The sequence below is a fragment of the Sulfitobacter aestuariivivens genome (genome assembly GCF_014763045.1).
Lineage (GTDB): Bacteria > Pseudomonadota > Alphaproteobacteria > Rhodobacterales > Rhodobacteraceae > Sulfitobacter > Sulfitobacter aestuariivivens.
This window is the reverse complement of sequence record NZ_JACTAG010000002.1, coordinates 1,046,651-1,068,844: the sequence shown is the minus strand read 5'-3', so window position 1 is coordinate 1,068,844 and position 22,194 is coordinate 1,046,651. Positions and strand designations below refer to the sequence as shown.

Genomic DNA, 22,194 nt, shown 5'->3' with positions numbered 1-22,194 from the left:
GCCCCTTTCCCTTGCCCAAGCGGTTTTGTACAGACTGGGGTGTGCCGGGGGGACTTCAGGTGAGTACCGAAAAAATCACGCCAATGATGGCGCAGTATCTGGAGCTGAAGGCGGATTACGCCGAGGCGCTGCTGTTCTACCGGATGGGCGATTTCTATGAGATGTTCTTTGATGATGCGGTCGCCGCGGCAGAGGCGCTGGACATTGCGCTGACCAAGCGTGGCAAGCACGGGGGTGAAGACATTCCGATGTGCGGTGTCCCGGTTCATGCGGCCGAAGGATATCTGCTGACCCTCATCCGCAAGGGGTTTCGTGTTGCGGTCTGCGAACAGATGGAAAGCCCGGCAGAGGCGAAAAAGCGTGGTTACAAGGCGGTCGTGAAACGCGACGTGGTGCGGTTGGTCACACCCGGCACCTTGACCGAAGAATCCCTGCTGGAACCGCGTCGACACAATTATCTTGCCGCCTTTGCAGAGGTGCGTGAGGCTGGCGCGTTGGCCTGGGTCGATATCTCGACCGGCGCGTTTCATGTGATGCCTTTGACCGCCGTCAGGCTTGGGCCTGAACTTGCGCGCCTCAGCCCGTCAGAGTTGATCGTTTCGGAAGCAAAAGAGCCTGATTTGCATGAATTAGTCTCTGATTTCGGATTGGCACTGACCGGCCTGTCCCGTGCCGCGTTTGACAGTACGGCGGCCGAAAAGAGGATCTGTGACCTTTTTAGTATCGCCACTTTAGATGCTTTTGGCACCTATACCCGCGCCGAAGTTTCCGCGATGGGCGCATTGATTGAATACCTGGAGATTACGCAAAAGGGCAAACTGCCCTTGCTGCGGCCACCAGTCAAAGAAAGACAGTCTCGCACCATCCAGATTGACGCCGCCACCCGCCGAAATCTGGAACTGACACATGCGCTGGGCGGCGGGCGTGCCGGATCTTTATTGGCGATCATGGACAAAACCGTAACGGCGGTCGGCGCACGACTGTTGGAGCGACGCATTTCCAGCCCGTCCCGTGTGTTGGAAGTGATCAATGCGCGTCTGGATGCCGTTGGGTTTGCTTTTGATCATACCAATCTGCGCACTGATATCCGCGACCATCTGAGAAAGGTTGCGGATCTGGATCGCGCGTTATCGCGGCTGGCGCTGGATCGTGGCGGTCCGCGCGACCTGGCGGCCATTCGCAATGGGCTGGAACAGGCCAAAATTCTGAATACGCTGCTTACATCAACCGACGCGCCCGCCCTTATCAAGGACTCCAGCGCGGGCCTGAAAGGACACGATGCGCTTATTCATTTGCTTGATGACGCGCTGATCGCCGAACCACCGCTTTTGGCGCGCGACGGCGGTTTCATCGCTACCGGCTATGACGCAGAGCTGGATGAAGCCCGCAAGCTGCGCGACGAAGGACGCAGTGTGATTGCGCAAATGCAGCAGCAATTCGTCTCTGACACGGGCATTTCATCGCTCAAGATAAAGCATAACAATGTGCTGGGGTATTTCATTGAGACCACCGCGACCCATGCGGAAAAGATGTTGTCGCCGCCGCTGAACGAAACATTCATTCACCGACAGACCACAGCAAACCAAGTTCGTTTCACGACCGTCGAACTCTCCGAGTTAGAGACGAAAATCCTCAATGCGGGCAATCATGCGCTGGAGATCGAAAAGCGATTGTATGAAGCGCTGCGCGGGGACGTGTTGCAGAGTGCAGGCGAGATTGGCGTGGCCTCTGCCGGGCTCGCGGAGATTGATCTGGCTACGGCATTGGCTGAACTGGCAGAGATTGAAAACTGGACGAAACCAAAGGTCGATGAAAGCCGCGCCTTTGCTATCGAAGGCGGCAGGCATCCGGTTGTCGAACGCGCGCTTGCGCAGGGCGCAGGCGAGCCGTTCATCGCCAATGACTGTGATCTGAGCGCGGATGGCGAAACCGCCAACATCTGGCTTTTGACCGGGCCGAACATGGCGGGAAAATCGACGTTCCTGCGTCAGAATGCATTGATCGCCCTGATGGCGCAGATGGGCAGCTATGTGCCTGCCACTTCAGCGCATATCGGGATGGTGAGCCAACTTTTCAGTCGTGTGGGCGCATCGGACGATCTGGCGCGCGGCCGATCCACTTTTATGGTTGAAATGGTCGAAACTGCCGCAATCCTCAATCAGGCTGATGACCGGGCGCTGGTGATTTTGGATGAAATCGGTCGTGGTACGGCGACCTATGACGGTCTTTCAATTGCCTGGGCCACGCTTGAACATCTGCACGACGTGAACCGCAGCCGCGCGTTGTTTGCCACACATTATCACGAGATGACTGCCCTTTCCGGCAAGCTTGATGGTGTGGACAACGCCACCGTGGCTGTGAAGGAGTGGGAAGGTGAAGTGGTGTTTCTGCATGAAGTCCGAAAGGGCGCGGCAGATCGTTCTTATGGCGTGCAAGTTGCGCAATTGGCAGGTCTGCCGGACGCGGTGATTGCCCGTGCACGGGTGGTTCTGGATGCGTTGGAAAGGGGCGAACGGGAGGGCGGTGCGACCCAAAAAACCTTGATAGATGATCTCCCGCTTTTCTCTGTCAGCGCCACGCCAGCACCAGCCCCGTCAAAGCCGTCCAAGGTCGAAGCAGAACTGGCTCAGATCATACCGGACGAGCTGACACCGAAAGAAGCCCTCAATCTGCTCTATAAATTGAAAGAGGCGGCCAAGTCCTGACCGCCCCTTGTCTTCTGGCTGAAAGTATCCCCCCCGGAGGGTCGAAATCTCTTATCCGGCCGGTGTCGACGAAACACCGACCTGCGCGGGGCGCAGCAAACGGTCGTGCAGCATGAAGCCTTCAGCGGCGACCTGAATGATATCACCTGCTTTGGTACCAGGCACCGGGGCCTCGAACATCGCCTGATGGTGTTGTGGGTCGAACCTGTCACCCACTTCGGGGGCGATCACTTCAATGCCGTGCTTTTTGAAAACGTTCAGCAACTCGCGCATCGTCAGCTCGACACCTTCCAACAAGGGTCCGGACACCTCGCGCTGCTCATCGGTCGCGGCTTCAAGTGCGCGTTTGAGATTGTCATAGACCGGGAGCATATCACGCGCGAGCTTGGAGCCGCCGTAATTCTCTGCTTCGCGACGATCCTTGTCCGACCGCTTGCGCGCATTTTCAGCGTCCGCGAGCGCGCGCATGAATCGGTCCTTGTATTGATCCCGCTCGGCGCGAAGCTGATCAAGCTCCAGCTCTTCTTCATCGATCTCGGCCATTTCCTCGGCGTATTCATCCGCTTCGGCGGCATCAATATCATCGAGAAAATCGTCTTCTTTCGGCTCTGCCATTTTTTACCTCTCGCTCCGGTCAGAAACCAATTTTCCGACCAGCTGTGCCGTATAGCTCACTATCGGCACAATACGTCCATAATTCAGGCGCGTGGGTCCGATGACACCAACCGCACCGATCACCTTTCGATCAGCGTTCATATAAGGGGAAACCACCAGAGAGGAACCCGAAAGTGAGAAAAGTTTGTTCTCTGAGCCAATAAAAATGCGCACGCCTTCGCCTGTATCGGCCAGTTCAAGGAAATCCGCGATGTCGCGCTTGCGTTCAAGGTCATCAAACAGCGATCTGATGCGTTCCAGGTCCTCGACTTCGGCTTCTGTCCCCAGGAGATTCGACCGCCCCCGAACGATCAGGCGTTCGGGTTCTTCTGTCCCGCCCTCCCAAAGGGCCAGCCCACTTTCCACCAATTCCCGCGAGAGGTTGTCGATTTCCTGACGGCGCTGCGTGATCTCCCGTGCCACGACGGCTTGCAGTTCCGAGATTGTGCGGCCCTCCGCCACGGCATTGAGGAAATTCGCCGCTTCGCGCATAGAGCTTGGAGTCTGGCCCGCAGGTGGCGTGAACAAGCGGTTCTCTACGTGACCATCAGAAAACACGAGCACTACAAGCGCGCGGTCGTGCGATAGCGAGACAAATTCGATGTGCTTGATCGGTGCTTCATACTTTGGCGTCAAAACAAGGGACGCCCCATGTGTCACACCCGACAAGGCAGAGCCGACGCGGTCGAGCAAGCCACCCACATCGCCAGCATTGTCGCCAAGGGTGGCGTCGATCATTTCGCGATCGATTTCAGCGGGGTCCCCCACCTCAATCATGCCATCAACAAACATCCGCAGCCCCAGTTGCGTGGGGATTCGGCCAGCGCTGACGTGAGGCGAGCCGAGCAGACCCAGATACTCCAGATCCTGCATGACGTTGCGGATGGTCGCCGCGCTTACCTTTTCGCTGAAATCACGGGTCAGCGTGCGCGATCCGACCGGATCACCGTTTTCAAGATAGCCTTCGACCACCCGCCGAAACACTTCGCGGGACCGGTCGTTCATTTCCTGCAGCAGATCAGATGTCTCTGTCATCAAGGGACCCCTTTGGGGGACTATAAAGGTATCGCACGGGCAAAGGTCAATCGGGGTTGCATCCGTGTCGCAGGGGGCGGTATCCCCGGATAGCCCTCAATAAAGGAAATGCCATGCGTCCCTCTGGTCGGAAACTCGATGAAATGCGCCCTGTCTCGGTTGATGTCGGGTTCACCAAACATGCCGAAGGATCCGCGCTGATCAAGGTGGGCGATACCCACGTGCTGTGCACTGCAACCATTGAGGACCGGGTGCCGCCGTTCATCAAGGGATCCGGCCTTGGCTGGGTGACAGCGGAATACGGCATGTTGCCGCGGGCCACGAACACACGGATGCGGCGTGAGGCCGCAGCCGGCAAGCAAGGCGGGCGCACAGTTGAGATTCAGCGGCTGATCGGCAGGTCACTGCGCGCGGGTGTTGATCGCGTGGCGTTGGGGGAGCGACAGATCACCGTGGATTGTGATGTGCTGCAGGCTGACGGCGGGACGCGCTGCGCGTCTATCACCGGTGGATGGATTGCATTGCGGCTGGCGGTGAACAAGCTGATGAAAGCAGGCGACGTGATCTCTGATCCGCTGGTGCCTGTAGCTGCGGTAAGCTGCGGCATCTATGCGGGGCAGCCGGTCCTTGATCTGGATTACCCCGAAGACAGTGAAGCCGGTGTTGACGGTAATTTCATCATGACAGGGACGGGGCAGTTGATCGAAGTGCAAATGAGTGCTGAGGGATCGACCTATTCACGCGCCCAGATGGATCAGTTGATGGATCTGGCAGAAAAGGGTGTTGGAGAGCTTGTTGCAGTGCAAAATACGGCAACTGCATGACGCGCAAGTTCACGGAAAAGCGCATTCTGGTTGCGACTCATAATGCCGGCAAATTGGAAGAAATGGAGCAGCTTTTCGGCCCCCGTGGCGTGACAGTTGTGGGTGCGGCGGAACTAAATTTGCCAGAGCCGGAAGAAACAGAAGATACATTTGTCGGCAATGCGCGGATCAAGGCACACGCCGCTGCCAAGGCAACCGGTCTTCCTGCGTTGTCGGATGATTCAGGGATCGAGGTTGAGGGGCTGGACAATGCGCCCGGTGTTTTTACCGCCGATTGGGCTGAAACGCCGTCTGGGCGCGACTTCCTGATGGCGATGACCAAAACACATACGCTGCTGGAAGAGAAAAGCGTCGCCCACCCCCGGCGCGCGAGGTTTCGGGCTACCATGGTGTTAGCCTGGCCAGACGGACACGACGAAGTCTTTGAAGGCAGGGTGAACGGGACGCTTGTCTGGCCGATCCGGGGGAAGTTGGGCCACGGATATGATCCGATGTTTCAGCCTGATGGCTACGAGATCACGTTTGCTGAGATGGATGCAGATAAAAAGAACCGGATCAGCCACCGTGCCGATGCATTTGAAAAACTGATGTCGGGCTGTTTTGACTGAAGATTGGCAAAACGGCGGTTTCGGGCTGTATATCCATTGGCCCTTTTGCGAGGCCAAGTGCCCCTATTGCGACTTCAATTCGCATGTCAGCCGTACAATAGACCAACGTGCTTGGCGGGATGCCTATTTGTCAGAACTGGCGCGTGCAGCGGCTGAAACACCCGGCCGCGTTTTGAATGCGGTGTATTTTGGCGGCGGAACGCCCAGCCTTATGGATCCCGACACGGTTGCCGATATCATCACTGCAATCCGGTCGCACTGGCCGCATGCAAATGATCTGGAGATTACGCTGGAGGCCAATCCAGGCTCTGTGGAGGCCGGGAGGTTTCGCGCCTACAACTCTGCCGGCGTCAATCGTATCTCGATGGGGGTTCAGGCCTTGAATGATACGGATCTTAAACGTCTGGGCCGTATCCACACTGCGAACGAGGCGTTGATCGCGTTTGATATTGCCCGCGACACGTTTGACCGTGTCAGTTTTGATTTGATCTATGGCAGACAGGAACAGTCTGCAGCGGACTGGCGGTCAGAGCTGAAACAGGCTCTGTCGCTCGCGATTGATCACATATCGCTGTATCAGTTGACGATCGAAAGCGGTACAGCCTTTGGCGACCGCTATGCGCTGGGCAAGCTGCGCGGATTGCCCAATGACGATTTGGGTGCGGATATGTTCGAGATGACACAGGACATCTGTGGTGCCGCTGGAATGCCCGCTTACGAAGTTTCCAACCACGCGCGGGATGGTGCGCAGTCGCGGCACAACATGATTTACTGGCGGTATGGCGATTACATCGGGATCGGTCCAGGGGCGCATGGTCGACTTACTCTGAACGGGCAGAAGCATGCCACGGTTTGCTTCAGCAATCCCAACAGGTGGTTAATTGGCGCGCGGGATGGGCAAACGGAACAGCCAAGAGAGGCCCTGAGCCGGGCTGATCAGGCGGCTGAGTTTCTGATGATGGGTCTGCGGTTGCGCGAAGGGGTTGACCGCGAACGGTTTGAGACGCTGAGCGGTACGTCACTGGATACTGATCAGATCGCTGATTTGGTCAACTTGGGGTTTCTTGAGGTGGGAAAAGACAGAATAACCGTTTCAAATCAAGGGGTTATCATTATGAACTCTGTCATTGAGGCGCTAATTCCCGCTGAGTAGCCTGCAAAGCGCATCAAGTTGATCAAGATCCTTGTAGGTCACCACGAGCTGTCCGCCTTCTCCCGCCGCACTATGGTTCAGCGCGACCCGCATACCAAGGGTCGCTGACAAATCACCCTCGAGAGCCCTTGTGTCGGCATCCTTTTCTGTCCGTCGCGGGGGTGGTGCCTTTTGCGCAGCATCGCCATCTTGTTGTTTCAGTGCTTTGCGCACCAGCGCTTCGGTGGCGCGCACAGAAAGCCCGCCCTTGACGATTTGCCGGGCAAGTCCGAGGGGATCGTTTGCAGGAATGAGCGCGCGCGCGTGGCCCGCACTAAGATCTCCTTTTCGCAGCATCTCAAGAACTGGCTCAGGAAGGTTCAAAAGGCGCAGGAGATTTGCGATGTGGCTTCGGCTTTTACCCAATGCTTCGGCCATCTTTTCTTGGGTGTGGCCAAATTTGTCCATCAACTGCCGATATCCGGCCGCCTCTTCCACGGCATTAAGATCCGCCCGCTGGATGTTTTCAATAATCGCAACTTCAAGCACTTCGGCATCGGTGAAATCGCGAACAATGATGGGAAGCTCGTGCAGTTGTGCCAATTGTGCCGCGCGCCAGCGACGTTCGCCCGCAACGATCTCAAACCGACTCGCCGCAGTTTCGCGGACGATCAGGGGTTGGATAACGCCTTTCTCCTTGATCGACGCGGCAAGGTCATCGAGGTCTTCCTTGGAAAATTGCTTTCGGGGCTGATCGGGATTGGGCGCAATCTGCTCAATTGGCACCCGACGATCCGAGACCGCCACAGCAGCATTTGACGGGCTTTCGTTTTCGGTCACATCTGCCATGAGCGCCGACAAGCCTCGGCCAAGGCCGCGTTTCCGGTCTTTCCTGTCTGTCATTTTCAGGCTCCCTTGGTGTTGTTCTCAATCAATTCGCGGGCCAAGGCGCGATAGGCCTGGGCCCCTTTCGATGCCGTGTCATACTGCAGGACAGGCATCGCATAGCTTGGCGCCTCGCTTACCCGTACGTTGCGTGGGATCACCGTCTTGAACACCAGGTCACCAAGATTGCTGCGCGCATCACTTTCGACCAATTGGGACAGGTTGTTGCGTTTGTCATACATCGTCATCACGATACCTTCGATCCTCAGATTGGTGTTTCCGATCTGGCGGACCTCACGGATGGTCAGCATCAACTGCGACAACCCTTCGAGCGCGAAAAATTCGCTTTGCAGCGGGACCAGAACGGAGTGAGCTGCAATCATGGCGTTCACTGTCAGAAGGTTCAAGGATGGCGGGCAATCAATTAGGATGTAGTCCAGCTCCAGCGTGTCCATTTGGATCTGTCGCAAGGCGTCATGCAATAAAAAGCTGCGTTTTTCGTTAGATATCAGATCGATATCGGCAGAGCTAAGATCCACCGTCGCGGGAATAATGAGGAGCCCCTGCTGCTGAGTGGGTTTGATCACGTCATGCAGATCGACCTCCTCCAAGAGAAGGTCATAGGTCGTGAGCTCACGATCTTCCAGTTCGATGCCCAAACCAGTTGAGGCGTTTCCCTGAGGATCGAGATCAACCAGAAGGACGCGTTTACCACTTTCGACAAGTGCGGACGCAAGATTTATGGTCGTCGTCGTCTTGCCGACGCCCCCTTTTTGGTTGGCCACTGCGATTATCTTGGGCCCGGGGGGGCGAGAGGGGTCAGACACGTTTTATATCCTGGATCTTTAACACAGCAGCGGCGGGATCCGTTTCACTCTTAATCGCATGACTGGTGTATGACCAGTTGTCTTGGGCTTTGGCATGCTCGTTTTTCCAATTTTGACCCTTCGGAAAAAGCGCGGTGCCCTCTGGCTTGAGGTGGTGTGCGCAGAATCCCAAAAGGGTGGTCAGATCAGCAAGGGCGCGCGCTGAAAGGACGTCTGCACCCAAAGGAGCGACGCCTTCAATTCTCTCCGATATGACGCGGCCTTGAAGATCAAGCTCCCTGATCGACGTTCGGAGAAAAGCGCTTTTTCGGTGGTCACTTTCGACCAAAGTGAACTGATGGGAACCACCCGTCCCTTTCGACAGGATAGCAAGCACGATCGCAGGCAGACCGCCACCGCTGCCCAAATCTACCCAATGACCTGTGCGCGGTGCCAATTCAAAAAGTTGGGCGGAATCAACGATATGTCTGCGCCAGATATGGGGAAGGCTTGCCTTGGAGATCAAGTTTATCGTTGAGTTCCATTTCTCGATGAGCGCAACGAACGCCTCAAGCTGGTCGATTGTTTCACGTGAAACATTCGATAGCGCGTTCTGGGTCATGCAGAATGGCGCCTTGCGGCACGTCGCAGATGCGCCAGAATGAGCGTCAGCGCGGCCGGAGTCATACCATCAATCCGTGAAGCCTGCCTGAGGGAGGCAGGTTTGGCCGACCCAAGCTTTGCTTTCAGCTCGTTCGATAGGCCTTCCAGCTTAGAGTAATCAAAGTCCGGCGGTATTTGGTGCGCTTCATCTTTCTTCAGAAGGTCGATGTCCTTTTGTTGACGCGAGATGTAGTTTGAATACAGCGCGTCCTTTTCAGATTGACGACGGATAAGCTCGGGAATTTCACCCAACAGGGGGTTGAGATGCACGAGGTCATCGAATGATACCTTCGGAAATGCGAGCACATCCGCCGCGGTGCGCTTTTTTCCGTCGTGATTGATCTCAATACCTGCAGCTGCGATTTCCTTGGGCGTGTACAAGGATTCGCTTAAGACTGAACGTGCGTGATCAAGTTGTTTCGCCTTTTCTTCATACATTTCGCGCCGATTTTGGCTTACGCAGCCAAGCTTTATCGCTAACGGAGTTAAGCGCTGGTCTGCATTGTCCGCACGCAGCGACAGCCGGAACTCGGCACGCGATGTGAACATGCGGTAGGGTTCTGAGACACCGCGTGTTGTCAAATCATCGATCATCACGCCGATATAGCTTTCAGCCCTGGAAAATGTAATGGGCGGTGCGCCTTTTGCAAAATGGGCGGCGTTCAGTCCAGCCACCAAACCCTGTGCCGCGGCCTCCTCGTATCCGGTGGTTCCATTGATCTGGCCCGCAAGATACAGCCCCGGCACACTGCGCACTGCGAGCGTGGAATCCAATGCGCGCGGATCTACGTAGTCATATTCAATCGCATATCCCGGTTGCAGAATTTCAGCACACTCCAAGCCCTTTATCGAATGTACATAGGCGCGTTGAATATCTTCGGGCAGCGATGTTGATATACCATTGGGATAGATCTTGTGATCGTCCGCACCTTCCGGCTCAAGAAATATCTGGTGAGAGGTTTTATCAGAAAACCTAACAACCTTATCCTCAATAGAGGGGCAGTACCGCGGACCAATGCCATCAATATGCCCGCCATACATCGCAGATAGGTGAAGGTTGTCTGTGATGATTTTGTGGGTGTTTTCATTCGTATGCGTAACACCACACGCGATCTGAGGCGCGCTGACGTCCTTCGACAGGAAGGAAAAAAGCTCAGGGTTTTCATCGCCCTCTTGGCGCGCCAGAACCGACCAATCAATCGTGCGGCCATCCAAGCGTGGGGGCGTCCCGGTCTTAAGGCGCCCCATCGGGAGGTTAAAACTGTCCATTCTCTCTGCCAAAGCTTCCGAGGACTTGTCACCAATTCGGCCACCCGAGCGGCTGACATCACCTATGTGAATGACGCCCCGCAGAAAGGTGCCGGTTGTCAGGATCACCGCACGCGCTGAAATCTGATCGCCGTCAGCCAGAATGACGCCTCTTACAATGCCATCAACAATCAGGAAATCGACAACTTCCCCTGTAACAATTGAAAGGTTTCGTTGCGCCTTGGTCGCGGAAAGCATCTCGGTGCGGTAAATCTTTCTGTCTGCCTGGGCTCTGGGCCCTTGAACGGCCGGCCCCTTTCGCCGGTTGAGCAGTCGGAATTGTATGCCCGCTAGATCGGCGATGCGGCCCATGACGCCGTCCATGGCATCGATTTCACGTACAAGATGGCCCTTGCCCAGCCCGCCGATCGCTGGGTTACAAGACATGACGCCGATACCGTCCTCTGTCATTGTCACCAATGCAGTTTGTGCTCCCATGCGGGCTGCTGCGTGCGCCGCTTCGGAACCCGCGTGGCCACCACCGATTACGATGACATCATAATGTTTCACGTGAAACATCCCATCTATTTACCAACGCAAAAGCTGGAGAATATCTCATCCAGCAAGCTTTCTACATCTACACGTCCGACCAACACTTCAAGGGCGCGGATCGCAAACCCCAACTCAGCCGCCGCAATATCATAGAGGTCTGGGCCATCCGACAAGACCTGCCTTGCGGCGTCCAAGTAAGACACCGCCGATTTCATTGCAACCCGGTGCCGTTGATGTGTAGCCAATCCAATTGTCGCAACCCGTGCAGATAGCACATCCTTAATGCGTCCCACCAGCGCATCGATACCTTGACCGGTAAGGCCTGAAACGGCGTTCTTATCGTCCGGCATCAAATCGGCCTTCGGTTTGATGATAATATCATCGTCCAGATGCCGAACACTCAGATGGTCGGACCCATCCGTCAGAAAAACACGCATATCTGCGCTCTCTGCTCGGGAGATCGCCCGCTTGATGCCTAACTGCTCGACTTCGTCGGCTGTATCCCGAAGACCTGCGGTATCCAAGAACGTCACGGGAAGGCCCGAAAGGTTCATACGCACCTCGACGATATCGCGTGTGGTGCCTGCCGTCGAAGAGGTAATCGCAGCATCCCGCCCCGCAAGTGCGTTCAGTAACGTGGATTTGCCAACGTTCGGCGCGCCCACAATGGCAACCTCAAACCCTGTTTTCACTCGCTCGGCAATGAGCGTTCCGTCAATTTCAAGCTTGAGATCCGCCAAAACTGACCTCAAGAGCGCATCAACCTCATCAGTGACATCAATCGGAATATCTTCGTCCGCGAAGTCAATCGTCGCTTCAACCAGGCTGGCAGCGCGGATCAACTGTGCCCGCCACCGTTCGACCCGTTCTTTGAACTTGCCGGAGACTACTTTGAGCGCCTGTTTGCGCTGCGCACCTGTTTCCGCCTCGATCAGATCTGCCAGGCCCTCAGCCTGTGTCAGGTCAATTTTGTCGTTTTCCAACGCTCTGCGCGTGAATTCCCCGGCCTCTGCAAGCCGCGTACCTCCGAAGGTCCCCAACAAGTCCAGCACAGACTGAACAACGGCGATGCTTCCGTGAAGATGTAGTTCGGCAACATCCTCTCCGGTAAAGCTGTGTGGCCCTTCGAAAAAGAGAACCAGGCTTCTGTCGATCAGTTCACCGTTGCTGTCACAGATTTCACGCAGGCTAGCATGTCTTGGTTTCGGTGCAGACCCCGCAATTTGCACCAGAATTTCCCTGACCGTCGGCCCAGATATCCGCACCACGGACACCCCCGCGCGCCCTGGGGCCGTTGCTTGGGCAAAAATCGTGTCCATCACTTCTAACCCATTGTTATTATTAAATAACTTAGGTGTTCATAGAGTCAAAGAAGTCCGCATTCGACTTGGTCTGCTTAAGCTTGCCCAAGAGGAATTCAATCGCATCGGTCGTCCCCATCGGGTTCAAGATACGGCGCAGGACAAAGGTTTTCTGCAGATCGACTTTGTCGATCAACAAGTCCTCTTTACGTGTGCCAGATTTGAGGATGTCGATGGCGGGAAACACCCGCTTGTCCGCAATCTTACGATCCAGGATGATTTCAGAGTTGCCTGTGCCTTTGAATTCTTCAAAGATCACCTCGTCCATCCGGCTTCCTGTGTCGATCAGGGCCGTCGCGATGATCGTCAGCGAACCCCCTTCCTCAATGTTACGCGCGGCACCAAAGAAACGCTTGGGTCGTTGCAGTGCATTTGCGTCCACACCACCCGTCAGAACCTTGCCCGAGGACGGCACAACAGTGTTGAAGGCGCGGCCGAGGCGCGTGATAGAGTCCAGCAGGATAACAACGTCGCGCTTGTGTTCCACAAGCCGCTTGGCTTTTTCGATCACCATCTCGGATACGGCCACGTGACGGGTTGCGGGTTCATCGAAGGTCGAAGAGATAACCTCGCCCTTCACGGATCGCTGCATGTCGGTAACTTCTTCGGGACGTTCATCGATCAGCAGAACGATCAGATAGCATTCAGGGTGGTTCTGCTCGATCGAGTTGGCAATGTTCTGCAGGATAACGGTTTTACCGGTACGCGGCGGCGCGGTGATCAGCGATCGCTGGCCCTTCCCGATCGGTGAGACAAGATCAATCACGCGAGCTGTCTTGTCCTTGATGGTCGGATCCTGAACCTCCATGTTCAGGCGTTCGTCCGGATAAAGTGGCGTGAGGTTCTCAAACGCGACTTTATGGCGGGCCTTTTCAGGTTCTTCAAAATTGATCTTTGTGACATCCGTCAGGGCAAAGTACCGCTCTGTGTCGTCAGGTGCCTTGATCAAACCTTCAATTGTATCGCCGGTCCGCAGGGAATGGCGGCGGATCATATCCGGCGACACGTAGATGTCATCGGGGCCCGGCAGGTAGTTCGCCTCGGGAGAGCGCAGAAAGCCGAAACCGTCCTGCAGCACTTCAAGCACACCATCGCCGGAGATCTCCCAGCCTTCGTCCGCACGTTCGCGGAGAATCTGGAACATCATCTCTCCCTTACGCATGGTCGAGGCGTTTTCGATCTCAAGTTCTTCGGCCATCGCCAGAAGGTTTTTCGGCGTTTGTGCCTTAAGATCGGCCAGGTTCAGTGTTTCTGCGGTCATAGGAAATGCCTTTTGCAGCCATGCGTTTTCACGGGCTGACGTTCTTTGGTGATATACAGGACTGCGCCATCCCCGGACGGGGCGGTGGCGCAGATATAGGTAAGCGCGCGTTTTGAGTCAATCACTCAGAATTTCACGACTACGGAGATGACGATGATGATCATCAAAACCGTCGGTACTTCGTTTGCGATGCGGTACTGGCGTCCAGAGAATTGATTCTCGCCACGTTGAAATGCCTTCATGCGGATCATCAGCCAAGTGTGAAAAACCGTCATTGCAATGACGCAAATCCCTTTGGTCCAAGGCCATATCATCGACCAGTCCACGATCCCGGGTGTGAAAACCAAGACAAGCCCAAAGATCCAGGTCGCGTGCATCGCCGGGCGCATGATCACCCGCGCCAGTTTGAACTCCATCATCGCAAAAAGTTCGTGCGTCTCACCGGTGACACCGACTTTCTCAGTATGGTGCACCATCAATCTGGGAAGATAGAACAAGGCGGCCATCCATGAGATGACCGAAATGATATGCAAGGACTTGGTCCAAGGGTAAGCGAGTGCCAGAAGGTCAGACATGTCCTGCTCCGATCTCTGGGCTCTTCTTATAATAAATAAATAAAGAAGAAAGATGATGTTGTTAGTAGGGACGGTGAAATCTGTGGATTATGGCGTTGTTCCACCACTTCTCCACAGTCTGAAAGGGATACCAACAGAGATCTGACAACTTTCATTTAACCATTTTTTATTTAGTTTTATCAAATAGATAACATTGAATTAAGCGCTGAAGACTCTGTATAACTCTTGGACTGTCTTCGTATAACAAAGCGTATCCACGCTACAGAGTTATTCTTATCCGCGTGTGATGGAATCGCTGAAAAACCGCCCGCAGGCTGTCAAGCGGCAAGGCCTTGTACCCCGAGCCTGCATTTTGCAGAACAAACCCTTAAGAAACCCTCACGTTTGCACACAGGCTTTTCAACATGTCAAAACGCTTGATCCTTGCCTCTGGTTCCCAGATCAGAAAAAAAATGTTGGAGCAGGCCTGTGTCCCACATGAGATCATCCTGCCCCGCGTAGATGAAGAAATGGTCAAACACGCCCTGCACGCGGAAAACGCCCCGCCACGGGACATTGCGGATACGCTTGCCGAACTCAAGGCGCGCAAGGTGAGTGAGAAACATCCCGGCAGCTTGGTTTTGGGGTGCGATCAGGTCTTGGACCATCGCGGCGCGCTTTTGTCCAAACCGGAATCACGGCAGGACGCAGTTGCACAGCTCACCAAGTTGCGGGGGGATCGTCACAGCCTGCTTTCCGCGGCTGTCATATGCGAGGATGGCACGCCGATTTGGCGTCACGTAGGTCAGGTGCGGCTCCGGATGCGGGAGGTCAGTGATGATTACATCTCTGATTACGTTGATCGGAATTGGGACGGTATCAGACACGCGGTTGGGTGTTATAAGCTGGAAGAAGAAGGGGTGCGGCTTTTTTCCTCTATCCAGGGGGATTACTTTCATGTTCTGGGTATGCCGCTTCTGGAACTGCTGAACTATCTCAACCTGCGGGGAGATCTGCCCACATGAGTTTGCCCAAAATTCCCTTGGCTGGTGTCATTGGATCCCCCATTGCGCACTCCAAATCCCCTCAGGTGCACGGGCACTGGCTGTCGACCTATGGCATTGCGGGGCATTACATCCCGATGGACGTGTCGCGGGATGATCTAGCAGAGGTGCTCAGAGCGCTTCCAAAAATGGGCTTTGTGGGTCTCAACGTGACGATCCCCCATAAAGTGGCGGTCATGGAGCTTGCGGATCTTGTCACGGACCGCGCGATTTTGATCGGGGCAGCCAATACGTTGATATTCCGGCCGGACGGTAAAATTCATGCCGATAACACTGACGGGTACGGTTTTCTGGAAAACCTCAAGACTGGCGCGCCCGGCTGGAAACCAAGATCGGGACCGGCTGCTGTACTGGGCGCGGGAGGGTCAGCGCGTGCTGTTATCACCGCACTATTGGATGCGGGCGTACCGGAAATCATGATCTCTAATCGAACCCGAGTGCGCGCAGAGAATTTGAAGTCGGATTTTGGAAGCCGGCTGCGCATCTTTGATTGGGTACAGGCCGGAAACATGATGGATGATGCGAAACTTCTGGTGAATACCACATCACTTGGAATGATCGGCAAAGGTGAAATGCGGGTGCCACTGGACGGGTTACGGCCCGGAACTGTGGTGACAGATCTGGTCTATGCCCCGCTCAAGACCCGTCTGCTTGAGACGGCAGAGCAGCTTGGCTGTGTCACCGTTGATGGTCTTGGCATGTTGCTGCATCAGGCTGTGCCCGGATTTGAACGTTGGTTCGGGCAGCGCCCTGTTGTTGATCGCGCCACCCGTGCGGCTGCGTTGCGCTGATGTTCCTTCTTGGCCTCACTGGATCCATCGGTATGGGCAAATCAACCACTGCGTTGATGTTTGCCGACGAAGGATGTGCCGTCTGGGATGCGGATGCGGCGGTTCACCGGCTTTATGACAAGGGTGGCAAGGCGGCAGAGGCGATGAAAGACGTCTTTCCTAGCGCTGTCCGCGATGGAGCGGTGTCTCGTACAGCCTTGAAGACCATCATTGAAAAAGACCCTGACGCTTTGAAAAGGATAGAGGCGATCGTGCATCCGCTGGTTGGTGAAGATCGCGCTGCGTTTCTGAAGACCGCGCAGTCTGATATCGCAGTGTTGGATATCCCCTTGCTGTTTGAAACTGGCGGGGACGCCAAAATGGATGCGGTTGCCTGTGTCATTGTTCCCCCTGATGTGCAGCAAACACGGGTAATGGAGCGAGGCACGATGACATTGGCCCAATTCGAAACGATCCGGGCAAAACAAATGCCTGCCGAAGAAAAGGCCGCCAAATCGGACTATGTTATCACCACCGACACGGTTGAGCATGCCCGCGCGCAGGTGCAGAGTGTCGTTGCGGATATCAGGGAAAAGCTGCGCGATGCGTGAGATCGTATTGGATACAGAAACCACAGGATTTGACCCGGAAACGGGCGATCGGATTGTTGAAATCGGCGCGGTCGAACTGGTCGGCCATGTGCCGACAGGCCAGACATACCATCAATACATCAACCCAGAACGCGCCATGCCTGATGAGGCATTTCAGGTGCATGGGCTTGGTGATGATTTCTTGCGCGACAAGCCCAAGTTTGCACAGGTAGGGCGCGCGTTTCTCGACTTCATCGGGGACGCTAAGCTGGTCATTCACAATGCCGCATTTGATATCAAGTTTTTGAACGCTGAATTGAAGTGGATGAAACTGCCGCAAATACCCTGGGAACAGGCGATTGATACGCTTGCTATCGCTCGGCGCCGATTTCCCGGATCGCCTGCGTCTTTGGACGCCTTGTGCCGGCGATTTGGCATCGACAATTCGTCACGCACCCTGCACGGCGCGTTACTGGATAGCGAAATTCTGGCCGAGGTTTATCTGGAACTAATCGGGGGCCGTCAGCCTGACTTTGCCCTGTCGCAACAGGCGCAGGTCACTTCCGGTGAGTCATCTCAGGAGTGGACCCCACCGGCGCGTCCAACGCCCCTGCCTGCCCGCCTGACACAGAAAGAGGCCGCCGCCCATGCCGAGTTTATCGGCAAGCTGGGCGACGATCCGTTGTGGCTTAAGACTTAGGCGTCTGCCTTTGGCGGATTTTCCTGCGCGCGTTTGGCAACTTCGTTGCGGTACATCGACAGGAAATCAATGTTTTCAAGGTTAAGCGGTGGGAAACCACCGTCGCGGGTCACGTCGCTGACGATCCGGCGCAGGAACGGGAAGATCATGCGCGGGCATTCGATCATCAGGAAGGGATGCAGTTGGTCATCCGGTACATTTTCGATGTTGAAAATGCCGACATAGTCCAGCTCTAGCAGGAACAGCATCTTGTCATCGCCCTTGTTCTTGGACGTGACCTTGAGAGTGATGGATGTTTCGTACTGGTGATCACCCTGCCGCTTTTTGGCGTCCAGGTTCACCTGCACCTGTACGTCTGGTTGCACATCGGAAGGCGCACCTTGCTGGGCCATGATGTTCTCAAAAGACATATCGCGGATGTACTGCCCCAGCACGCGCATCGAAGGCGGTTGCACTTGGGCGGGTTGTTCGTCGGCCATTGCTTGGCTCCCTGTCAGAAAATCAAATCCACGCGGGCTTAGCAGGTTGGCTGATGGCCCTCAATGCTTTGTCCAGCCAGATGGGCCCTTGTTTACGCGGTCTTCATCAGAAATTTCATGAAACTCCCCATCAATGACATCCCCATTGGCATTGGGAGGTTGATGAGGGTGCTGTCGATGTCCCGTCGTGTTGAAGCCCTGCACCTTCACCCGTGCGCGGATCGCCTGGTAAACCGCCTGTCTGATTTGCGGGACCAATAGTGCAAAACCGACCGCATCGGTGAAAAAACCGGGTGTCAGCAACAATGCGCCGGAAAAAAGGATCATCGCGCCATGCACCAGCGGCTCTGTCGGATCGCGCAATTCGTTGAACGATGATTGCAGCTGCCCCAAGGCCGCAGCACCCTGCGATCTGACCAGAACAGTGCCCAAAATGGCGGTTAATATGACAATCGCCAGCGTCCAGCCGAGACCGATCGCACCGCCGATCTGGATGAACAGCGTGATCTCGATCAACGGTACAGCGATGAATGCGATCAATAGCCACATAGGCTGACGTCCTTATGATGAGGGGCAGAGTGGACTCGGCCCGTGTCAGCACCTACATAAGGCCTCAACACACATGTTTCCATGTTTTGCCTTATGAGGTTTCGATGAACTCACCGATGATACAGCTTCTGGTGCTGGCCGGTATTGCCGTATTCCTGATCCTTCGCCTGAAGAATGTACTTGGAACCCGCGAAGGGTTTGAAAAGCCACCGGTTATTGAACCCGGCCCCGCGCGCCGCACCGGTCCTGCGCTTGAAGTGATTGAGGGTGGTCCTGATCTGGACATCACCGATCATGTGCCTGAAGACAGCGAAGCGGCGAAAGCGCTGGCCGAAATGAAACGGCTTGAGCCCTCTTTCAACGTGAGCGATTTTCTGGGCGGTGCGCGAGGTGCATACGAGATGATCGTAATGGGGTACGAAAAGGGCGATCTGGCTGAAATTCAGCCGTTTCTGTCCGAAGAAATCTACGAAAGCTTTGTCGATGGCGTGGCTGCGCGCGAAGATCAGGGTCTGACAATCGAGGCGAATTTTATTGGTGTGCGGGAGCTTGAGCTTGTCGATGCGACGCTGGACCGTGAAACCAACGAGGCGGAAATGACGATGCGCTTCGTCTCTGAATTGACGTCAGCTGTCCGTGACAAGGGCGGTGACATCATCGAGGGCAGCACGACGGATATCAAAAAGCAGAAAGATACCTGGGTCTTTGCCCGTATCATGGGTTCGGATGATCCAAATTGGCTGCTGGTTTCCACAGACGGTTAAGTCATGCACTTGGGGCTATGGCTGTCGCGGGGTCGGTCTGGATGACCGGGCCCGCGCAAGCCAACGATGTGTCCTTTCAGGTGTTGTCGTTTGATCAGCTTGACGGCTGGGATAACGACAATCATGGCAAAGCGCTTTCGGTTTTCCTGAACACCTGCCGGGATATGAAAGATCCTGACTGGCGTGCGGTCTGCAGCTATGCCTCAACCGACCCGGAACCAAAGCAATTCTTCGAGCTGTTTTTCCGCCCGGTCCTTATTGAGGACGAAAACGATGCGCTTTTTACTGGGTATTTCGAGCCCGAGCTTGAGGGTGATCTTTATCCATCAGCCCGATATCGCTATCCGGTCTACAAGCTGCCGCCCGAGGCCCTTGAAAGCAATCCGTGGCTGACACGCCGCGAGATTCTGGAAAGCGATGTCATGTCAGGCCGCGGGCTTGAGATTGCCTATGTGGATGATCCGGTCGAATTGTTCTTTTTGCAGATACAGGGGTCAGGACGCATTCGTCTGCCCAATGGTGCGTCCATACGCGTTGGGTATCGCGGTGCAAACGGGCATCCCTATCGGTCCATTGGTGTCGAATTGGTCAGGCGGGGTGTCTATGACGCCCATCAGGTCAGCGCAGAGGTGATCAAGAACTGGGTGCGACGCAATCCGGCTGAAGGGCGCGAGTTGCTGTTTCACAATCCCTCGTATGTCTTTTTTCGAGAGGTCAGCAAGGTACCTGCAGATAAGGGCCCGCTGGGTGCGATGAACCGGTCGGTGACACCGATGCGGACCGTTGCGGTGGATCCGTCATTTGTGAAGCTCGGCTCGCCCGTTTGGGTCGAGAAGGACGGGGAAAACCCGCTGCGAAAGCTGATGATTGCGCAGGATACCGGATCTGCCATCAAAGGGGCACAGCGGGCTGATGTGTTCTTTGGCACCGGTGATGCGGCAGGCCGTGCAGCCGGTAAGCTGCGCGATCCCGGGCGGATGGTGGTATTGATGCCGATCCAGCGCGCCTATGCGTTGTTGCCCGAAAGTGCGATATGAAACGGGGAAAGTCCGGCAACCGGTTGAGCGATGATGACCTGGCACTATGGCGCAAGGTTGCAGATCGGACGGAAAAGCTTGATCTCAAATCCCTGTTCACTCCTGATGTGGAGGTTGCCCCGCCAACGGCCCCTGCCCTGAAAAAGATGAAGTCGGTTCTTGTTGGCAAACCGCTTGGTAGTCCCAAGGCCAAACCGCATAGCCTTGTGCCGTCCATCACAGATCAGGTCGGCGCCGCGCCGGTGCAGATGGATAAAAAAGCGTTCACCAAACTCAAGCGGGGGAAATTGGTGCCAGAAGGTCGGATTGATTTGCATGGCATGACGCTGGACCGCGCGCATCCCGCACTCACGCGTTTCATCTTGTCCGCGCATAAGTCTGGCAAACGTCTGGTGCTGGTCATCACCGGCAAAGGCAAGATGCGCGATGATGGTGGGCCGATCCCGGTTAGGCACGGGGTACTGCGCCATCAGGTGCCGCAGTGGTTGTCGATGGCACCTTTATCTCAGGTGGTACTGCAAGTCAGTCAGGCCCACGTGAGCCACGGCGGTGGTGGCGCCTATTACGTCTATCTGCGCAGACAGCGTTAGCGGCCAAGCCGGGGCTGGTTTCGCAGAACCGCTATCGTCGCAAGTGTAGCCGCGAGCAGGTAATAGACAGCGATCGGCAGCATTTGTTCGGGAAACGTGATGCCAAGATCAATCAGCCAACCGGTGATGCCGGGGCCAATCGCGGATCCGAAAACCATCAGCGCTGCCGCAACTGCCTTGATTGCACCAATGTGCCGGGTGCCGAAGTATTCCGGCCACAGCGCGCTGGAACCAGTAGATTGCAACCCCTGCCCCACGCCAAAGATGACAAGCCCAACGCCAGCCATAAAGAGGGTGTCAGCGTAGGCCAGCACCGCAAAGGATGCCGCAAACGGTAGCATCTGGAACGGGATGATCCGGCTGACACCGAAACGATCAATCGCCCAGCCAGAGGCAAAAGTCGCAAGCACCGATGACACGGTATAGACCGGCATCAGCGCCACGTAACTGACCAGTGCCCAGCCTTTGACTTCGGTCAGATGTACTTGCTGAAAAAAGAGCGCAGTGCCCCAAGCCGATGGCCCGACCACCATCGGGATCATCAGGAAAAAGAAGCCTGTGCGCAGTGCTGCGCGGCGTGTCCAGTGCTGCCCGTCCATACCGGCAACCTGTGCCTCGTCCGCCATGCTTTGCGGAGTGCGTTCCTGTCGTAGCAGCAAAAGGAGAAACGGAATGGTCAGCAAGACGAGGACTGCCGCGAGTATCCACAAGCTGCGCCAGGGCGCGATGGCAAAGAGCGCGACAAAGATGATTGGCAGTATTGCCTGCCCGGTTGCAAACCCCATCGAGGCCAGGGAAAGCGCCTTGCCACGGGTCGCTTCAAACCAGCGGACCATCGCGACAACACCCAATTGCGACATCATCCCCTGCCCCGTAAGCCGAAGTGCAAATATCACGACAATCAGGAGGACCCAGCTTTGAACCAGTGACATTGCGACGCAGGCCGCCGCCAAAGCCAGCATGACCCCAAGGGCGACCACGCGGACACGGAAATTATCTGTGAGCACCCCAGCCCAGACCATGGCGATGGCAGAGAGAGTGGTACCGATTGTGTAGATACCCCCCCATTGGCCGTCTGTAAGATCAAAGTCTGCCTTGATCGCACCCGCGAAGAGCGAAATGAAATAGGTCTGCCCGTAAGACGACGTAAAGGTAAGCAGAAAACCAGCCAGCAGGAAAAGCCAGTTGGCTTTGATGAACGTCACATATCCCATAGGGTATTGGTGTCATGGGGGTTCGGGCGTGGAAACCCCCCAAACGATGGTGCGTTTTTCGCGCGTGGTGCCGCCAAGACGGGGCTTGGCGGATGAAGGTCCTCGGACCCTCATACTCCCGAGGAATATTCCGGCCAGAGAAAGGAAGT

At 55.7% G+C, this 22,194-nt stretch carries 23 protein-coding genes; 11 read left to right on the top strand and 12 right to left on the bottom strand.

The annotated features are described in order from the left end of the window. The first annotated feature begins 83 nt into the window (after positions 1-83). Positions 84-2,705, top strand: coding sequence for a DNA mismatch repair protein MutS (gene mutS / locus H9Q16_RS14995; RefSeq protein ID WP_191076818.1), 2,622 nt, complete (start codon positions 84-86; stop codon positions 2,703-2,705). 51 nt (positions 2,706-2,756) lie between these two features. Here mutS and H9Q16_RS14990 read toward each other — a convergent pair whose 3' ends face one another. Together H9Q16_RS14990 and hrcA are read right to left on the bottom strand one after the other, a co-directional pair. Further along, positions 2,757-3,320, bottom strand: coding sequence for a nucleotide exchange factor GrpE (locus tag H9Q16_RS14990; protein ID WP_191076228.1), 564 nt, complete (start codon positions 3,318-3,320; stop codon positions 2,757-2,759). 3 nt (positions 3,321-3,323) lie between these two features. Then, positions 3,324-4,394, bottom strand: coding sequence for a heat-inducible transcriptional repressor HrcA (gene hrcA / locus H9Q16_RS14985; RefSeq protein ID WP_191076227.1), 1,071 nt, complete (start codon positions 4,392-4,394; stop codon positions 3,324-3,326). 113 nt (positions 4,395-4,507) lie between these two features. On the opposite strand from hrcA, the gene rph reads away from it, so the two are divergent. The 3 genes from rph to hemW are packed head-to-tail and all read left to right on the top strand — an operon-like array spanning position 4,508 to position 6,979. Continuing rightward, on the top strand, positions 4,508-5,218 hold the full coding sequence (gene rph, locus H9Q16_RS14980; RefSeq protein WP_191076226.1) for a ribonuclease PH: 711 nt from the start codon (positions 4,508-4,510) through the stop codon (positions 5,216-5,218). Beyond that, the gene (gene rdgB, locus H9Q16_RS14975; RefSeq protein WP_191076225.1) at positions 5,215-5,826 is read left to right on the top strand and encodes an RdgB/HAM1 family non-canonical purine NTP pyrophosphatase; all 612 of its coding nucleotides are present in this window, start codon (positions 5,215-5,217) and stop codon (positions 5,824-5,826) included. Before rph ends, rdgB begins: the two co-directional genes overlap by 4 nt. Further along, a complete protein-coding gene (gene hemW, locus H9Q16_RS14970) occupies positions 5,819-6,979 on the top strand; it encodes a radical SAM family heme chaperone HemW (protein WP_191076224.1) in 1,161 nt (386 codons plus the stop codon). The genes rdgB and hemW overlap by 8 nt, the downstream gene beginning before the upstream one ends. Here hemW and H9Q16_RS14965 read toward each other — a convergent pair. The 7 genes from H9Q16_RS14965 to H9Q16_RS14935 form a co-directional block, all read right to left on the bottom strand. Next, entirely contained in the window at positions 6,962-7,861 is a 900-nt protein-coding gene (locus H9Q16_RS14965; protein ID WP_191076223.1) for a ParB/RepB/Spo0J family partition protein, read from the bottom strand. The two genes, hemW and H9Q16_RS14965, sit on opposite strands and share 18 nt — an antisense overlap. A 2-nt stretch (positions 7,862-7,863) precedes the next feature. After that, positions 7,864-8,670: an AAA family ATPase gene (locus H9Q16_RS14960; protein ID WP_191076222.1), complete on the bottom strand. Its 807-nt coding sequence runs from the start codon at positions 8,668-8,670 to the stop codon at positions 7,864-7,866. Then, positions 8,663-9,271 (bottom strand): 16S rRNA (guanine(527)-N(7))-methyltransferase RsmG, encoded by a 609-nt coding sequence (gene rsmG, locus H9Q16_RS14955; RefSeq protein WP_191076221.1) that lies wholly within the window; start codon positions 9,269-9,271, stop codon positions 8,663-8,665. The genes H9Q16_RS14960 and rsmG overlap by 8 nt, the downstream gene beginning before the upstream one ends. Continuing rightward, positions 9,268-11,139: a tRNA uridine-5-carboxymethylaminomethyl(34) synthesis enzyme MnmG gene (gene mnmG / locus H9Q16_RS14950; protein WP_191076220.1), complete on the bottom strand. Its 1,872-nt coding sequence runs from the start codon at positions 11,137-11,139 to the stop codon at positions 9,268-9,270. Before mnmG ends, rsmG begins: the two co-directional genes overlap by 4 nt. Positions 11,140-11,144: 5 nt before the next feature. Continuing rightward, positions 11,145-12,431, bottom strand: coding sequence for a tRNA uridine-5-carboxymethylaminomethyl(34) synthesis GTPase MnmE (gene mnmE, locus H9Q16_RS14945; protein WP_191076219.1), 1,287 nt, complete (start codon positions 12,429-12,431; stop codon positions 11,145-11,147). A 31-nt stretch (positions 12,432-12,462) separates the two neighbouring features. Further along, the gene (gene rho / locus H9Q16_RS14940) at positions 12,463-13,734 is read right to left on the bottom strand and encodes a transcription termination factor Rho (protein WP_191076218.1); all 1,272 of its coding nucleotides are present in this window, start codon (positions 13,732-13,734) and stop codon (positions 12,463-12,465) included. A gap of 125 nt (positions 13,735-13,859) precedes the next feature. Beyond that, complete coding sequence (locus tag H9Q16_RS14935) at positions 13,860-14,309, bottom strand: CopD family protein (protein WP_191076217.1); 450 nt, start codon at positions 14,307-14,309, stop codon at positions 13,860-13,862. Between the two features lie 404 nt (positions 14,310-14,713). On the opposite strand from H9Q16_RS14935, the gene H9Q16_RS14930 reads away from it, so the two are divergent. From H9Q16_RS14930 to dnaQ, 4 genes are read left to right on the top strand one after another with little or no spacing between them, the layout of a single operon-like run. Beyond that, complete coding sequence (locus H9Q16_RS14930; RefSeq protein WP_191076216.1) at positions 14,714-15,313, top strand: Maf family protein; 600 nt, start codon at positions 14,714-14,716, stop codon at positions 15,311-15,313. Beyond that, on the top strand, positions 15,310-16,143 hold the full coding sequence (locus tag H9Q16_RS14925) for a shikimate dehydrogenase (protein WP_191076215.1): 834 nt from the start codon (positions 15,310-15,312) through the stop codon (positions 16,141-16,143). Before H9Q16_RS14930 ends, H9Q16_RS14925 begins: the two co-directional genes overlap by 4 nt. Then, entirely contained in the window at positions 16,143-16,733 is a 591-nt protein-coding gene (coaE, locus tag H9Q16_RS14920; protein ID WP_191076214.1) for a dephospho-CoA kinase, read from the top strand. The genes H9Q16_RS14925 and coaE overlap by 1 nt, the downstream gene beginning before the upstream one ends. After that, on the top strand, positions 16,726-17,412 hold the full coding sequence (dnaQ, locus tag H9Q16_RS14915) for a DNA polymerase III subunit epsilon (protein WP_191076213.1): 687 nt from the start codon (positions 16,726-16,728) through the stop codon (positions 17,410-17,412). Before coaE ends, dnaQ begins: the two co-directional genes overlap by 8 nt. Here the strand turns inward: dnaQ and secB are convergent. After that, a complete protein-coding gene (gene secB, locus H9Q16_RS14910; RefSeq protein WP_191076212.1) occupies positions 17,409-17,891 on the bottom strand; it encodes a protein-export chaperone SecB in 483 nt (160 codons plus the stop codon). The genes dnaQ and secB overlap by 4 nt on opposite strands. Before the next feature lie 60 nt (positions 17,892-17,951). Then, on the bottom strand, positions 17,952-18,440 hold the full coding sequence (locus H9Q16_RS14905) for an FxsA family protein (protein ID WP_191076211.1): 489 nt from the start codon (positions 18,438-18,440) through the stop codon (positions 17,952-17,954). A 104-nt stretch (positions 18,441-18,544) separates the two neighbouring features. Between H9Q16_RS14905 and H9Q16_RS14900 the strand changes: the two genes are divergently transcribed. Genes H9Q16_RS14900 through H9Q16_RS14890 form a run of 3 tightly spaced genes read left to right on the top strand, consistent with a single transcriptional unit; the run spans position 18,545 to position 20,831 of the window. Further along, positions 18,545-19,204, top strand: coding sequence for a Tim44/TimA family putative adaptor protein (locus tag H9Q16_RS14900; RefSeq protein ID WP_191076210.1), 660 nt, complete (start codon positions 18,545-18,547; stop codon positions 19,202-19,204). A gap of 41 nt (positions 19,205-19,245) precedes the next feature. After that, positions 19,246-20,241, top strand: a complete 996-nt coding sequence (mltA, locus tag H9Q16_RS14895; RefSeq protein WP_191076817.1) for a murein transglycosylase A — start codon at positions 19,246-19,248, stop codon at positions 20,239-20,241. Next, positions 20,238-20,831 (top strand): Smr/MutS family protein, encoded by a 594-nt coding sequence (locus H9Q16_RS14890; protein WP_191076209.1) that lies wholly within the window; start codon positions 20,238-20,240, stop codon positions 20,829-20,831. The genes mltA and H9Q16_RS14890 overlap by 4 nt, the downstream gene beginning before the upstream one ends. Here the strand turns inward: H9Q16_RS14890 and H9Q16_RS14885 are convergent. Beyond that, a complete protein-coding gene (locus H9Q16_RS14885; protein WP_191076208.1) occupies positions 20,828-22,045 on the bottom strand; it encodes an MFS transporter in 1,218 nt (405 codons plus the stop codon). The genes H9Q16_RS14890 and H9Q16_RS14885 overlap by 4 nt on opposite strands. Between the last annotated feature and the right edge of the window lie 149 nt (positions 22,046-22,194).